Raw genomic sequence first — 15420 nt, forward strand, 5'->3', positions numbered from 1 at the left:
GCACAGGCGCAGTCAGGGACGGTGCATGAGCCGTTCTCGTTTGTATTTATGACGGACACGCATTTACAGCCGGAGCTTGATGCGACCAAGGGCTGTCAGATGGCGTTCCGCGCGATTAATAAAGAACGTGCAGATTTCGTGGTGCAGGGGGGCGATCATGTTTTTGATGCTCTTGGGGTTTCAAAAGAACGTGCCAATAAACTGATTGATTTGTATGAAATGACCGAGCAGGTCATTGGTAAAAAAATATACCATACGATTGGTAATCATGACTGTTTTGGCGTGTATGAGCAGAGTGGCGCATCTTTGTCAGATCCGGAATTTGGGAAGAATTATTTTCGCCGGATTTATGGGCAAACATATTATACATTTGCGCATAAAGGCGTTCATTTCATTGTTCTGGACTCAATCGGGATTACGGAAGATCGGAAATATGAAGGGCGGTATGATGCCGCGCAGCTTGAATGGCTGAAAGCAACTTTGGCTGCTTTGCCTATGGGAGCGCCGATCATTGTCGTGACGCATATTCCGATGGTCACGGCGTTTGGGACTTATACGGATTTAGACCACAAAAAGCTTCGCCCCTCCGGCTTGTGTACGGTCAATACGCGTGATGTTTTAACGCTCTTGCATGGTCATAATGTTTTGGCAGTTTTGCAGGGGCATACGCATGTTCTTGAGCGTGTTGAATTGAATGGTGTGCCGTATATCACGGGCGGTGCTGTTTGTGGGAATTGGTGGCATGGTGAGCATTTAGGCACGCCTGAAGGGTATATGATTGTGCATGTGGATCAGGGAGTGGTGCGCACAGAATATCGGACATATGGTTTCCAGACGGTTAGTCCGCAGGAGACGCTTTTCTAAAGCGCTGTAAGGTATAGGAACCGGCGAGTATAAGGCTATTCACGATGAGGCCGGGAGTGGCGGGATGAAAACCGTATAAGCTCCCGGCATATTCATAGGTACTGACAGAGACGATTAGACTGCTGAAGAGTGCAAGAGAAATGGCTCTACTGGTGAATGGCCAGTTAAAGAGAATGCTGAATATGCCGGGGATAAGCTGCGCTAGTCCCATGTAGAAGAAGACATTGAGGCTCGTCATGAGTAGCCCGGGCACGGTGGCGCTGGCGAGTGAGAGTGCGAGGTAAAGCGCAATGATGCCGCGTCCGACGTGTTTTTGGGTCGTATGTGAGAGGTGAGGCACAACGTTGCGCGCCATAATAGCGGCGAGGGACAGGCAGACGGCTCCGAGCCACACTAAGCCAGTGAGCGCGATGCCAGCAAGCACGAGGCCGGTGACCCATGCGGGTAAGAAATGCTGCGTGATGACTAAGACAATGGTGTCGGCTTTATAGGCTCCGAGGTTGTGCGTAAGCCCGAAGCCGCCAATGGCAAAGAGAAGTGGGAAGAGTAAGAGATAAAACGGCATCCAGCATTGGGCACGCCGAATGGCATCTGCGCTGCGTGCGGAGAAGGCGGCGGATACGGCATGTGGAACCATGCAAAAGGCGATGGCCTGAATAATGATGGTGCTGAGAATGAAGGTATTGGCATGGGGAGCGGGTGATGTGGAGGCGATATGGTCTAAAGCGGTTTTGAGCGGGCGTATTGGGTGCTCAGACCAATGGTAGAAGGCGGCCCCAGAGAGGGTGATGACCAGTAAAATCATCAGCGCGTCTTTAAGGCAGGAAATGAGAGCGGCTCCGCGTAAGCCGGAGATGGCAACAAAGAGAAAAGCGAGGCCAGCGCAGCATAAGCCGATGGCGGTGCTTGAGAGGCTCGGTGCTAAGAGTTTTAACGCGCTGATGAGGCCTAAAAATTGTGTCGTCCCCAGGGGGAGGGTGAGCAGTGTTAAAAGTAGGGCGACGGCGCGTTCGAGTGATGGGCTTTTGAAATGGGCACGAAAAAGGTCTGGTAGAGTGATCGCCCCGTGTGTCAGCCCTAACGCATGTAATCTGGGGTACAGAATATAGCCTATGGGAAAGGCGAGGAGGATATAGCCCGTGAGCCATATGGCGATGTCGGCGCCATGTGCAACTACTCCACCGGGTAGTCCCATGACCGAGCCAATTGTATAAGTCTCCCCCACAGAGAGTACCAGAAATAGGGCGGTACCCAGTTGTCCGCGTGCGGCGAAGAAGGAGCGCGGGTCGGCCGTGGTGTGATGGCGCTGCGCGAGCGGAATGAGGGCCAGTGCGCAGAAGATAACAAGGCAGAAGCTTAGGATCATGACGAGGAGGAACGATTCACGAAGAAAAGAGTGCAGGAGATGAGAATAATACCGCTAAAGAGCCATAAGATCTGAAGGGGAATGCCGAAAAGAGCATAGGGCTTTGCGGCGTGTAGGGTGATCAGCACACAAAGCCAGAATAAGGGTAGGCCTATGAGGATAGAATAATTTGGACTTGGCCTCATAGCTGGGACCATGGTTGTGCGGTCATTCCGGGGGGGCAGGTGGCTAAATAAACGCCCCGCGCAATCGCGCGGGCGAGGACATCTGCTGCGAGTGCGCCTATGCGGGTGACGAGAATATTACGCTCTAAAGATCCGGGGGCTGGTGTGGGATTTTGTTGGGCGGTGGACAGCGCGAATACCACGTCTCCATCGAAGGGGGCGTGAACGGGGCGTATGGCACGTGCCATACCATCTTGGGCAAGAATAGCGACGCGCTTGAGTTCGTCATTGGTGAGGGTGATGTCTGTCGCGATGCAAGCCAAAGTGGTGTTGGTGCGTGGTTGTGGGTTGAGTTTGGCGAGGCCCCAATCTTCAGGGGAGGTCGCAGATTTAGCAGGGCCGAGGCCGCCGAATTCGTCCCCTATTTCGAACTCTCCAGCCCAAAAACGGCGCTCGCCCGGGACAACGACGGAGCCTAGGGAATTACAGGCTACAATGGCACCAACGGTGATGCCGTCATGGGTCATGTAAGAGGCAGAGCCGATGCCGCCTTTTAATGCACCTGCTGTGGCGCCGTATCCTGCGCCATGTGTGCCGAGGGGAAAGCTGTCAGACGCACGAGCAATGGCAGTCATACCGAGTGCTTGGTAAGGAGGGTTTGCGCCCCAGTTTTTATCGCCTCCTGTTGCGAGGTCATAGAGCGCGGCAGTCGGGACGATGGGGGCGGGAGGGGTGGTTGGGCTTGGACGAAATGCGAAGCCACGCCCACGGGCGCCGAGCCATGCTGCTGCGCCATCTCCCGACGCTAAGCCATAAACGGAGCCGCCAGAGAGGACAATTGCATCGACGGTGTGGACCATGTTGCCGAGTGTGAGCGTATCTGTCTCACGGGTGGCGGGGCCGCCGCCACGGATATCCACGGCTGCTGCTGCCGGGGCGCGTGGCAGAATGACACTGACGCCTGTGCAATTAGAAGGGGCATCAGCATAGCCGACTTGTAGGCCTGGAACGTCCGTTATGAGGTTGCGGGGGCCGACGGTACCGTGGCGAGACGGAGAGGCTGCGAAAATGCGAGGGGGCCTCACCATAAAAGCGGCGCTTGTAGTGAGCAGTGTGCGTCGTGTTGCTTTCATGGAGGAGGTAGGAGTTTTGCAGCTCATATTCGTTTTTCGTGCTGGAGGGGACAAGCCGTGAGGAGAGAACTGTATGTGTGTGGTGTGAGTATAAAAAACGACCTGTGCATTTACAGAGTTGCGGGATTTTATCTCTAAACGATACGATAGTAAAATTTTATTTCGGGTGTTTGTAGTCATGAGGATTTTTTATTTTGTAATAAAATTACTGTTAATCGATTGAATAAGTTGAAGTATTGGAAATTATATGGTGCTGTGTTTATGGTGTTTTTTATGAGGGTATGTGATGTCTTTTGGAAGAAAATTTTATAAAAATTCTCTGATTGTATCTTTTATTTTAATGCTGAGTGCAGGGATGGCACATGCGGCATCTGAAACGATGCCAAGCGCTTGTGATAATGCACAATTTCTACGGGATCAGCAGAATTTCTTACAAAATGGCGCGACGGGGGTGGACCTGCCAGAGCATATTTGCGGGCACGTTGTTGCGGTTGCACCGCGTGCGAGGCAAACGCGTAGCGGTTTGCATGGTTTTTTTTATGTCAATGTTGGCTCGGGTGTGTCGATCCGGATTGTCTCTGATCTGGACCGTATGAATGCTCCGTCATGGCCGTGGGTGCATAAGCAAGACCAGGTTGAAGTACAGGGTCGTTATTATTTTGATAACTTGCGTAGTCAAGGTATTGACTGGACGCATCATGGCACCGGGCGTTCATGGGCTTGGGGTGGCTTTGTTGTTGTGAATGGCCAGCATTACGAGTGATGTATGCCCCCGGCGGCTGATGGCCTGCCGGGGGGCGGTTAGTGCTAGTGCGTAGTCTCATCCGTTGATGTTTCAGATGTAGTCGTATGGCTGCCCGCTGCGGCAATGTCGAAAGTGAGCGCGTTATTTTTAAGGCCGATGGAGACTGTTCCGCCTTGTGCCAAGCGCCCGAAGAGAAGTTCTTCTGCCAGTGGCTTTTTAATGGTCTCCTGTATGACGCGACCGAGTGGGCGCGCGCCGTATAAGCGGTCATATCCACGCTCGGCCAACCACTCTTTTGCGGCGGACGAAATCTCAATGGTGACGTTGCGATCTGCCAATTGAGCTTCCAGCTGGAGGATGAATTTTTCCACGACGCGCCCAACCGTTTCCGGGGTGAGGTTTGCGAAAGGAATAATCGCATCTAGCCGGTTGCGGAATTCTGGTGTGAAGAGGCGCTTGATGGCTTCTTCATCTTCTCCAGAGCGGGCGGTGCGCCCAAAGCCGATGGCTTCCTTGGAGAGGTCAGAGGCGCCTGCATTGGTGGTCATAATGAGAATGACATTACGGAAATCAACGGTTTTGCCATTATGATCTGTCAGGCGGCCATGATCCATGACTTGCAGTAAGATATTGAAAAGCTCGGGATGTGCTTTTTCGATTTCATCGAGGAGCAGGACGGCATGGGGGTGTTGGTCAATGGCGTCTGTTAACAATCCGCCTTGATCAAATCCGACATAACCCGGAGGTGCGCCAAGTAGGCGTGAAATGGAGTGGCGCTCCATGTATTCGGACATATCAAAACGGATGAGTTCAACGCCAAGAGATGAGGCTAATTGGCGGGCAACCTCCGTCTTGCCGACGCCTGTAGGCCCGGAGAATAGATAGTTGCCAATGGGCTTTTCAGGTTCTCTTAGGCCCACCCGGGAGAGCTTGATCGCAGATGAGAGTGTTTCAATGGCATGGTCTTGGCCAAAGACCATGTTCCGCAAATCACGCTCAAGGCCACGCAGTGTTTCGCGGTCATCGGCGGAGATGCTCTTGGGAGGAATACGCGCGATTTTCGCGATGGCGTCCTCTACGTCTTTGAGCGTGACGGTTTTTCTGCGTTTGCTTTCTGGGACGAGCATACGTGCGGCCCCGACTTCATCAATGACGTCAATGGCTTTGTCAGGCAGTTTTCGGTCATGCACATATTTGGCCGCGAGTTCGACCGCGCCGCGTAGTGCTTCATCTGTGTAGCGGACGCTGTGGAACTTTTCGTAGCTGCTTTTAAGCCCGCGCAGAATTTTGATGGCGTCTTCCACGCTGGGTTCGGGGACATCAATTTTTTGGAAGCGCCGCACGAGGGCGCGGTCTTTCTCAAAATGTTGCCGGAACTCTTTATAGGTTGTCGAGCCAATGCAGCGCAGCGTGCCTGCGGCCAGGGCAGGTTTGAGTAGGTTGGAGGCGTCCATGGCGCCGCTTGACGTTGAGCCGGCGCCGATCAGGGTATGGATTTCATCAATAAAGAGGACGGCGTTTGGGGCTTCGTCAAGCTCAGTAATGACGGCTTTTAAGCGCTCTTCGAAATCCCCACGATAGCGCGTTCCGGCTAGGAGGGCGCCCATATCAAGGGCGTAAATTGTGGCGCCTTGTAAGATTTCGGGGACGTCTTTTTCGATGATGCGCCGTGCAAGGCCTTCAGCAATGGCCGTTTTGCCGACGCCCGGGTCACCGACAAAGAGGGGGTTATTTTTGGTACGACGGCACAAAATCTGGATTGTACGTTCGATCTCTTGGTCGCGCCCGATCAGGGGGTCAATTTTTCCGGCTTCAGCGCGCGCATTGAGGTCAACGCAATAGGTTGCCAGCGCACCATCTTTGGTTTTGCGTTCCTCGGACTCGTTCTGTTTATTTTTTGGATCGGTTGTTGAGGTTTTACGCGCTCCACGGTCGGGTGCTTTGGCGATGCCGTGTGAAATAAAATTGACGGCATCCAGCCGGGTCATATCCTGTAGCTGAAGGAAATAAACAGCATGGCTTTCGCGCTCAGCAAAGAGGGCCACAAGAACATTCGCGCCGGTGACGTCATCGCGGCCTGTGCTTTGCACATGAATGGCGGCACGTTGGATAACGCGCTGGAATGCGGCGGTGGGTTTGGGGTCAATACTGAGTTCTGATGCAAGGCCGGAGAGGTCTTTGTCCAGAAACTCGGTGAGTTCTGTGCGGAGTCGCTCGAGATCAACACCGCATGCGTGAAAGACGCTGAGTGCTTCTGGGTCTTCGGTCAGGCTCAGCAGTAAATGCTCGAGCGTGGCGTATTCGTGCTTTCGCTCCCCGGCGAATGTGAGGGCGCGGTGAAGTGTCTGTTCGAGCATACGGGACAGCATGGGCGCTCCTCTCGGCCTCTCAAAGGGAGAGGCATTTTGGTGCGATGTGGCTGTGGAAATGAGTCACAAACGCGGTCTTGGTGAGTTTTCCGGTTCCGGGATGGTTGGTTAGAAGGGTGGAATCGGCCTTATTCTTTTTCAAGGGTACATTGCAGTGGGTGCTGGTTTTTGCGCGCCAGATCCATAACATGAGCAACCTTGCTCTCGGCGACTTCATAAGTAAAGACACCACAGACGCCGACGCCGTGTTGGTGTACTTCGAGCATGATATCCGTTGCTTCATCGCGTGATTTGCCAAAGAAGCGCTCAAGGGCATGCACAACGAATTCCATGGGGGTGTAGTCATCATTCAGCATGAGGACGGTGAACATGGAAGGTTTGCGCGTGCGGGTGCGTGGACGCACGACGACGTCAATCTCGAATTCGGGTTCGTCATCCTCTCCGGGGGGCGGAGTGATCGGGTCTGAAGTACCCATCGCTGAGACGCGCACGGCGCTGTCATTCAGGCGGAGGGAATCAGGCAGCATAGAAGTGGGGCGCAATGTCGATAGAACCATGACGTTAAGAATATGGGATGCTTCTATAGCCATGAGAAGGGGGGATTTGCATGATTTTATGTGGCGGGATGGAAAGAGGTAAGGTGTTGCGTTCACCATGTTTTCGCCACCTTCAGAAAATATTAAGTAAATTCAGAAAAGGTCATGGACGTATGAGTGGGGCCACGCGTAGATAGTCGTGTGGTTATTAAGGTGCTGTTTTGAGGCGCTTTATGTGTCGGTCACGTTATTCGGCGGATGCCGGCGGCGTGGTTTTGTGCGTCTATGTGTTATGGCTCCGTGGTCACGGTTACGCTTAAAGGCTGCAAGGTAATGCGCTTCTCGTCCGGTTCGTCTGCATTTTTTTCTGCTCTTGTCGTTATTGGGTGTGTTTGCGCTATGCTCGTGCCATCTGGGCGTGCATGGGCGCAATATCCGGGGCATATTTCGAGTTATGTTCTCGATGCGCAGACGGGTGATGTTCTGTCGCAAAGTGATGCGGATTTGCAGCGTTATCCGGCATCTTTGACGAAGTTAATGACGCTGTACCTAACTTTTCGTGCCTCTCAAGCGCATCAAATTACGTTTGATGAGCAAGTGCCTGTGTCGATTCATTGTTCCATCCAAAAGCCGTCCAAATTGGGTTTGGTGCCGGGTACACGCCTGACGGTTGAGCAAGGGGTTTTGGCGCTGGTCACGAAATCGGCCAATGATGCGGCCTGTGCGTTGGGCGAGTTTCTGGGTGGCGGTGATGAGGTGCGGTTTGCACAACTGATGACGCAACAAGCGCGTGCGTTGGGCATGAATAATACGACATTCCGGAATGCGTCAGGCCTGCCAGATCCGGATCAGGTGACAACGGCGCATGATCTCGGCATTTTAGCGCGCCGTTTGATTAATGATTTTCCGGGCTATTACCATTATTTTGATGTGCCGCAGTTTTATTTCCATCGTCGTTTAATCCCGAACCATGATCCAATGTTGAAGATTTATTCTGGCGCGGATGGGTTGAAGACGGGTTATACGGACCTAGCGGGGCGTAATTTGGTGACCTCTGCGATGCGTGGAAACACACGTTTGATTGGCGTGGTCATGGGGGCGTCAAGTAATACAAGCCGTTCTTTGACGATGGCGGCTTTATTGGATCGTGGCTTTGCCGATAAAGGTTTGGCGCCAGAGCCTTTGATGCATCCGGCTGCGTCGCGTCCTGTCTTGGTGTTTGCTGGGCGCAGGGGCCGTGTGCGTGGGCGGCAGCTTGCTGCGACGCACCGTCCTGTTGAGGTGGCAGAAGCTTCAGCGCGGAAGCATGGTATGCGAGGTGTGCGCCATACAGGGAGTGTGCGGATGGTGAGTTTACATGCTCAGGGGGCAGCACATCACGTTAAGCGGCACGTGCGCGGATAATGTTTATCAACTGATTGCAACGCTAGAACTTGCGGTTCCAATCGGATCGACGCATCTTATCGGCACGTAGTGTAAGAATAAGGTGATAAGCGCGATGGCCGGTGAGATTACAATTTATAACGCAGACGATTTTGTTGGTCTACGTGCGGCAGGGCGCCTCGTTGCTGAAACCTTGGATATGATCGGGGATCATGTGCGCCCTGGTGTGACGACTGAAGAGTTGAACACGTTGGTGCATGAGTTCACCTTGGCACATGGGGCAACGCCAGCGCCTTTAAACTACCGTGGTTTCCCAAAGTCCTGCTGTATCTCCATTAATCATGTCGTGTGTCATGGTATTCCGGGTGGCAAGGTGCTGGCCGAAGGGGATATCTTGAACATTGATGTCACCTCCATTCTCGATGGTTGGTATGGTGACAGTTCCCGTATGTATATCGTCGGTAAGGCCCCAAAGAAGGCAGAGAAGCTGGTAGAGCTAACGTATCAGTCTTTGATGTTGGGTATTAAGGCGGTGCGCCCGGGCAATACATTGGGTGACATTGGTCATGCTATTCAGAGTTTTGCAGAACGGAACCGCTTATCCGTTGTGCGTGATTTCTGCGGGCATGGCATTGGGCGTGAATTCCATTCAGAGCCGAATATTTTGCATTATGGTAAGCCGGGCCAAGGCCGCGAGTTGGTGGCCGGAATGGTCTTTACCATTGAGCCAATGCTGAATCTGGGCCGCCCGGATGTGAAGATCCTTGATGATGGCTGGACGGCAGTTACGCGTGATCGTTCTTTGTCTGCGCAGTTTGAGCATATGCTGGGCGTGACGGAAGATGGTTGTGAGGTCTTTACGTTGTCCCCTCGTGGTTATACCTGCCCGCCTTATGGAGAAAAAGCATGATGGCTCTTTCATTGCGTTCAAAGGGTTTGGAGAGCCGCCGTAAGGCTCTGTTCTCTTCAGCGTTAGCCGTGGCATGTGCTGTCGCGCCATTTTCGTCGGTTTGGGCAGCCGGGGCGGCGTCTGTGGCTGCTACGTCTGCGGACCCCTTGGCGTTTGGTCCGGACCAAAAAGAAGCGGCGAAGCTCGTTGCAGCAAAGCATGGCATGGTGGTGTCCGCGCAGCATTTGGCATCAGAAGCGGGCGCTAAGGTGCTGGCTCAGGGTGGTAATGCTGTTGATGCGGCGGTGGCTGTTGGGTATGCGCTGGCTGTTGTTTATCCAGCTGCCGGGAATATCGGTGGTGGTGGGTTTATGACCATCCACCCAGCACATGGCAAAACGGTGTTTATTGATTTCCGTGAGCGTGCACCAGGCCAAGCGCGGGAAGATATGTATCTGGACGCGTCAGGTAATGTGATTCCGGGGGCGTCTACCGAAGGCTGGAAAGCGGTTGCTGTTCCGGGAACGGTGGCTGGGTTAGATGAAATTCATCGTAAATGGGGCAAATTGAGCCGTGCTAAGGTGATGGCACCGGCAATTGCTTTGGCGCGTGATGGTTTCATTTTAAACCAAGCCGATAGTGATCTTTTTGCGACGTCCTCGCGCTACTTTCAAAAAGATATTTATGCGCAAAAAATCTTTTTGCGCCCGGACGGAACAGCGTTGCAGCCCGGGGATCGGCTGGTGCAGCGTGATTTGGCCAAAAGTTTGAGCCTTATTGCGCAAAAGGGGCCAGATGCTTTTTATCATGGGCCGATTGCGGATGAACTGGTGCGTGCCAGCCACGAAGGTGGTGGCCTGCTAACGAAGGCTGATTTTGCGGCGTATCATACGCGGACGTTGGAGCCTGTGCGTTGTGTGTATCGCGGGTATTTGGTGGAAACGTCTCCGCCGCCGAGCGGTGGCGGTGTCGCGTTGTGTGAAATCCTGAACATTTTGTCGGGCTATGACATGACGCAGTTGGGTCTGCATACGGCTCCTGCGGTGCAGCGCGAAGTTGAAGCTATGCGCCATGCCTATTCGGACCGTCGGGACCTTGGAGATCCAGCATTTGTGCAAAACCCAATCGCGCATTTGACGGATCCGGCTTATGCGGCGGCTATTCGTGCGGCAACACCGACAGATCATGCTGTACCATCTGAAGATCTGCGCTCTAGCGAAGCGAAGCCAGTAGCTCCGCAGCCTATACCTGCACCAGAGCATGAAAAGCACGAAACAACGCAGTTTTCTGTGATGGATCGTGAGGGAACGGCCATTTCGGCAACCTATACGCTGAATGGTTGGTTTGGCGCAGGTGTGATGGGTGGTCATACGGGTATTTGGATGAATGATGAGATGGATGATTTCTCATCAAAGCCGGGTGCCCCCAATATGTTTGGCATTGTCGGTTCCAAAGCGAATGCGATTGCGCCGGGTAAAACGCCACTTTCCTCAATGTCTCCAACAATTTTGTCAAAGGACGGCAAGGTTGTCATGGTGATTGGGAGCCCGGGTGGTTCACGCATCCCGACGATTACGCTTTCCGCGATTTTGGGCGTTGTGGATTATGGATTGAATATCCGTGATGCGATTGATCTACCGCGCATTCATGAGCAGTGGGAGCCGAGTGCCGTTGAAATCGAAAATGGTGCGTTGAGTGCAGATGTGCAGAAAACCCTTCAGGCGGAAGGTTATGTTCTGTCGCCGCATCGTGTTTGGGGTGTGGCAGAAGGTATTCTGGCTGGGCATCCAACATTGAGTGCGCCGGTAACGGGGCTGCTCTATGGTGCGGCTGATCCGCGTCACGGTGGTGGTGAAGCTGCAGGGCAATAAGCATTCTGTAAAAATGATGTGGAATAGGGGGTTGCCAGACCCCCTACTTCATGTGTTAGACGGGCGGCGGAAGGTCGGCGCTGGACGGATGTGTCGCGAACTCGGTCAGGTCCGGAAGGAAGCAGCCGTAGTGAATTTCAGACGGGTCAGATGTTCGGCCTTCCACCCCTCCCCAAAAATGATGTTATTGCAAAATACAGAGCTGTTTCGGGCTTTCAGGGGTGGCGTGTGCGATGACCGCTACGGTTGTTCATGACAGAGATTGAAAACGATATTCCGTTACCGCCAGAGAGTGGTGGTGGGTTCTTTGGCGATGCACCCGTACAAAGTCCTGCGCCGTCTTTAGAGTCTGATGATTTGGCGGAACCTGAAAAAGTACTTCCCCCAAAAGATGATGTGTACCGGGTACTGGCTCGGAAATATCGGCCTCGTTCATTTGAAGATTTGATTGGGCAGGATACGCTGGTGCGTATTTTGCGGCGTGCATTCTCGCTTCAGCGCGTTGCCCATGCCTTTATGCTGACGGGTGTGCGTGGCGTTGGTAAAACGACGACGGCGCGGATTATCGCGCGTGCGCTGAATTGTGTTGGGGTTGATGGAAAAGGCGGGCCGACGGCGGATCCGTGCGGTGTGTGCCCAAATTGTACGGCGATTTTGGCAGATCGTCACCCTGACGTGTTGGAGATGGATGCGGCGTCACGCACGGGCGTAGATGACGTGCGTGAGATTATTGAAGCGACGCGTTTCCGCCCGATGCAAGGGCGCATGAAAGTCTTCATCATTGATGAAGTGCATATGCTGTCCCGCAATGCTTTTAATGCCTTGTTGAAAACGCTGGAAGAACCGCCTGCTCAGGTGACGTTCATTTTTGCCACGACGGAACTGCGTAAAGTGCCGGTTACGGTGCTGTCACGCTGTCAGCGTTTTGATTTGCGGCGTGTGCCGCAAGTACAGTTGCAGGAGCATTTTGATCGTATCGCCCGTAAAGAGGGTGCGGTGCTTTCAACGGATGCGTTGGCGTTAATTGCGCGTGCGGCAGATGGTTCTGTGCGTGATGGCTTGTCTTTGCTGGATCAGGCGATTGCGCAGGGCGCGGCTGATTCGCAATCTGTGTCTGACATGCTGGGCTTGGCAGATCGTGGGTTGGTATTTGATTTGCTCGAAGCTTTGATGGCAGGCCGCGTTGCGGATGCTTTGGCTTTGACGGATCAAGCTTATGCGCGTGGGGCTGATTTAGGTGTTTTGCTGACGGATGTACTGGATTTGGTGCATTTGGTGTCACGCTTGAAAGCTGTGCCCGCCTTGCGTGAAACGCGTGAGTTGCCTGAGGCGGAGAGGGTGCGTGGTGGTGCACTGGCGGACCGTTTATCCGTCTCCGTTTTGGGGCGTACGTGGCAGATGCTCTTGAAGGGCATTGGAGAGGTTGAGCAAGCGCCGGATCGCCGTCAAGCTGCTGAGATGATCCTTATTCGCTTGTGCCATGCGGCGCTTTTACCAACGCCAGATCGGTTGATCCGGCAATTAACGGAGTCTGCTCCTGAGGGTGGTGGCTCTGGACGTGTAGGGAGTGGAGGTTCAGCCGGGGGGGCGTCGTCTCATGGTGCGCCGGGAGGCCCTTCGGCTTCCACTCAGCGCGTGGATGCTCCTTCGCAAGGGTATGATCAGGGGCCTAGAGCGCAGTCATCGTCTTCAACAGGCGCGCCGCTGAAGTTGGTGGCAAATGGCGGGCAGGTTATTGATCCGCATTATGCTGGGCAGCGCGTGCCGGAGCCTGCTCCGACGCAGCGGCCTGTGGCGGTTGAAGCCTCGGCCAGTGAGGCTGTGCCGTCTGAGCCTTCGCAGGCGTCTCACAGTGATGCGGCATCTGAAGATGCAGCGCCTTTGCCGCCGAGAACGTGGCGTGAGATGGTGGCTTTGGCGCGTGGACGTGAACCGTTATTGCATGGCATGTTGCGTAATGCGGTGCATGTAGTGCGTTTTGCGCCGCCGGTGGTGGAGATACGCTCTGACGACCCTAAAGCGCGCGTGGAGCGGAGTTTACAGGCTTTATTGGATCATCTTTTTCCAAAAGCGTGGCGTGTGTCTACGTCAACGGAAGAAGGGGAGCCTACTCTGGATGAGCAAGGGGCAGAGATTGTTGCTCTGAACCAAGCTGAGGTTGAATCCCATCCGCTTGTCCAAGCGATTTTGATGGCTTTTCCCGGTGCTAAAATTGGGGAAGTGCAGGATCATGGCTTGGATGATTATGGATTGCCGCCAGAAGAGGTGACGTCTTTGGTGGATAATGAACCACCGGATCTGGAATTTGCGCCATTGGATGCAGATCTTTTGGATGAAGACGATATCTACTGAGTAATACAGGAGCAAACGCTATGAAGAATCTTGCTGGATTGATGAAGCAAGCAAGCCAAATGCAGTCTCGGATGCAGGACGCGCAGAAGGAACTGGCGAATCTGGTTGTTGATGGCAGTGCTGGTGCTGGTTTGGTGACGGTGCAACTGACCGGTAAGGGTGAAATGCGTAACTTGCGCATTGATCCAAAGCTTGCAGAGCCAAGCGACATGGAAACGCTGCAGGATCTGATTGTCGCGGCTTATGCAGATGCGAAGGCGAAGGCTGAAGCAGCAAGCTCCGAAGCGATGCGTGGCGTTACGGGCGGGATTGATCTGCCGCCGGGCTTGAACCTGCCGTTCTAATGCGGATGTAAGGGGCTGTATCCGGTGAACGCACTGTGAACGGTACGACAGAAATCGAGCAATTGATTACAATGTTCGCGCGTTTGCCGGGGCTTGGGCCGCGGTCGGCGCGTCGTGCTGTGTTGAATCTTTTGCGGCAGCCAGAGGCGCGGATGTTGCCTTTGGCGCGGCAGATTGAGCGCACGGCGCAAAGTGTGCGGACATGTACGCAATGCGGAAATCTGGATACGGTTGACCCTTGCCATTTATGCACGGACCCATTGCGTGATGGGTCCGTGGTGTGTGTGGTTGAGACGGTGGGCGATCTTTGGGCGCTGGAGCGCGCCACGGTGCATCGTGGGGTCTATCAGGTTTTGGGAGGGACGCTGTCTGCATTGGCAGGGTTCGGGCCGGATGATTTGAATGTACAGCCGTTAATGCGCCGTATAGAGGCGGGTGGTGTGTCAGAGGTCATTTTGGCGCTTGGCGCTACGGTAGAAGGCGCGACGACTGCGCATTGGTTGCAGGAAAAACTGTCCGTTTATGGTGTGTCTGTCAGTCGTGTCGGGCATGGTGTCCCGATGGGGGGAGCGCTGGACGGATTGGATGATGGTACATTAGCAGCCGCTCTTATGGCGCGTAGGTCTTTAGGGTGATGTTGGGGGCTGGGGCGATGTTGCCAATCTCGGCAAAAATGCCACGCGTGGCGCTTGTGACGGGGGGCGCGCGGCGTATTGGGCGTGCGTTGGTTGAGATGTTGGCCCAAGAGGGCTTTTCCGTTGCAATTCATTGCCGAGAAAGCGTGCAAGAGGCTGAGACGCTGCTGGCCCAGATTGGTGGCCGTGGCTGCGTTGTGCAGGCAGATTTGGCCTGTGAGGCAGATGTCAGTGGCTTGGTGGCGAAGGTGCACGATACGCTGGGGCCTATTGGGGTATTGGTCAATAATGCCTCAGTCTTTACGCGCGATGAGGTTGGCGATGTGACGCGCGAGAGTTGGGATCGTCACCTTGAGCCGAATTTACGGGCACCGTTCGTATTGGCGCAGGATGTCGCATCATTTTTACCGGATGATGCGGAAGGAATGGTGCTGAATCTTCTGGATCAGCGCGTGTGGAATCTGACGCCGCATTTTGTGACATATACTCTGTCTAAGTCAGGGCTATGGACGTTGACGCAGAGTTTAGCGCTCGCATTGGCACCACGTTTGCGGGTGAATGCTATTGGCCCGGGGCCTGTTTTGCCTGCCGTAGGGCAGTCTGATGAGCATTTTCAGGCGATGTGTGACCGTACCCCGTTAGGGCGGGGTTCCTCGCCTGACGAGATAGCTGCGGCGGCGCAGATGCTGCTCGCTTTGCCGTCAGTGACGGGGCAGATGCTAGCGCTGGATGGTGGTCAGCACTTAAACTGGTCTCCGCGGTAACGTAT

13 protein-coding genes and 1 other RNA gene are annotated in these 15420 nt (G+C 54.1%); 10 read left to right on the plus strand and 4 right to left on the minus strand.

What is annotated here, in order from left to right; genetic code table 11:
* Positions 1–864: metallophosphoesterase family protein (locus tag NTH01S_RS03640; RefSeq protein ID WP_218015969.1), on the plus strand; the 864-nt coding region annotated here is incomplete at its 5' end.
* On the opposite strand, the gene NTH01S_RS03645 is transcribed toward NTH01S_RS03640, so the two are convergent.
* Positions 839–2230: a sodium:solute symporter family transporter gene (locus NTH01S_RS03645; protein ID WP_068169622.1), complete on the minus strand. Its 1392-nt coding sequence runs from the start codon at positions 2228–2230 to the stop codon at positions 839–841. The genes NTH01S_RS03640 and NTH01S_RS03645 overlap by 26 nt on opposite strands.
* Before the next feature lie 181 nt (positions 2231–2411).
* Positions 2412–3482 (minus strand): P1 family peptidase, encoded by a 1071-nt coding sequence (locus NTH01S_RS03650; protein ID WP_245642132.1) that lies wholly within the window; start codon positions 3480–3482, stop codon positions 2412–2414.
* 385 nt (positions 3483–3867) lie between these two features.
* Between NTH01S_RS03650 and NTH01S_RS03655 the strand changes: the two genes are divergently transcribed.
* On the plus strand, positions 3868–4290 hold the full coding sequence (locus tag NTH01S_RS03655; protein WP_245642145.1) for a hypothetical protein: 423 nt from the start codon (positions 3868–3870) through the stop codon (positions 4288–4290).
* 44 nt (positions 4291–4334) lie between these two features.
* Here NTH01S_RS03655 and clpA read toward each other — a convergent pair whose 3' ends face one another.
* On the minus strand, positions 4335–6641 hold the full coding sequence (gene clpA, locus NTH01S_RS03660; protein WP_068169631.1) for an ATP-dependent Clp protease ATP-binding subunit ClpA: 2307 nt from the start codon (positions 6639–6641) through the stop codon (positions 4335–4337).
* A gap of 128 nt (positions 6642–6769) precedes the next feature.
* Positions 6770–7117, minus strand: a complete 348-nt coding sequence (clpS, locus tag NTH01S_RS03665; RefSeq protein WP_068169831.1) for an ATP-dependent Clp protease adapter ClpS — start codon at positions 7115–7117, stop codon at positions 6770–6772.
* 459 nt (positions 7118–7576) lie between these two features.
* Here clpS and NTH01S_RS03670 point away from each other — a divergent pair, with 459 nt between their 5' ends.
* The 8 genes from NTH01S_RS03670 (at position 7577) to NTH01S_RS03705 (ending at position 15415) form a co-directional block, all read left to right on the plus strand.
* Positions 7577–8581, plus strand: a complete 1005-nt coding sequence (locus NTH01S_RS03670; RefSeq protein WP_068169834.1) for a D-alanyl-D-alanine carboxypeptidase family protein — start codon at positions 7577–7579, stop codon at positions 8579–8581.
* Between the two features lie 94 nt (positions 8582–8675).
* A complete protein-coding gene (gene map / locus NTH01S_RS03675) occupies positions 8676–9470 on the plus strand; it encodes a type I methionyl aminopeptidase (protein WP_068169634.1) in 795 nt (264 codons plus the stop codon).
* Complete coding sequence (gene ggt / locus NTH01S_RS03680; RefSeq protein WP_084366939.1) at positions 9470–11320, plus strand: gamma-glutamyltransferase; 1851 nt, start codon at positions 9470–9472, stop codon at positions 11318–11320. Before map ends, ggt begins: the two co-directional genes overlap by 1 nt.
* Before the next feature lie 69 nt (positions 11321–11389).
* An RNA gene (gene ffs / locus NTH01S_RS03685) (signal recognition particle sRNA small type) lies at positions 11390–11486 on the plus strand.
* Positions 11487–11572: 86 nt separating this feature from the next.
* Positions 11573–13672 carry a DNA polymerase III subunit gamma/tau gene (locus tag NTH01S_RS03690; RefSeq protein WP_068169639.1) on the plus strand — a complete coding sequence of 700 codons (2100 nt, stop codon included), beginning with the start codon at positions 11573–11575 and terminating at the stop codon, positions 13670–13672.
* Between the two features lie 20 nt (positions 13673–13692).
* Positions 13693–14016 (plus strand): YbaB/EbfC family nucleoid-associated protein, encoded by a 324-nt coding sequence (locus NTH01S_RS03695; protein WP_068169642.1) that lies wholly within the window; start codon positions 13693–13695, stop codon positions 14014–14016.
* A gap of 35 nt (positions 14017–14051) precedes the next feature.
* Entirely contained in the window at positions 14052–14651 is a 600-nt protein-coding gene (gene recR / locus NTH01S_RS03700; RefSeq protein WP_068169645.1) for a recombination mediator RecR, read from the plus strand.
* A 17-nt stretch (positions 14652–14668) separates the two neighbouring features.
* A complete protein-coding gene (locus NTH01S_RS03705; RefSeq protein ID WP_068169840.1) occupies positions 14669–15415 on the plus strand; it encodes an SDR family oxidoreductase in 747 nt (248 codons plus the stop codon).
* The last annotated feature ends 5 nt before the right edge of the window (positions 15416–15420 follow it).

The organism is Neokomagataea thailandica NBRC 106555, from assembly GCF_001598495.1.
Lineage (GTDB): Bacteria > Pseudomonadota > Alphaproteobacteria > Acetobacterales > Acetobacteraceae > Gluconobacter > Gluconobacter thailandicus_A.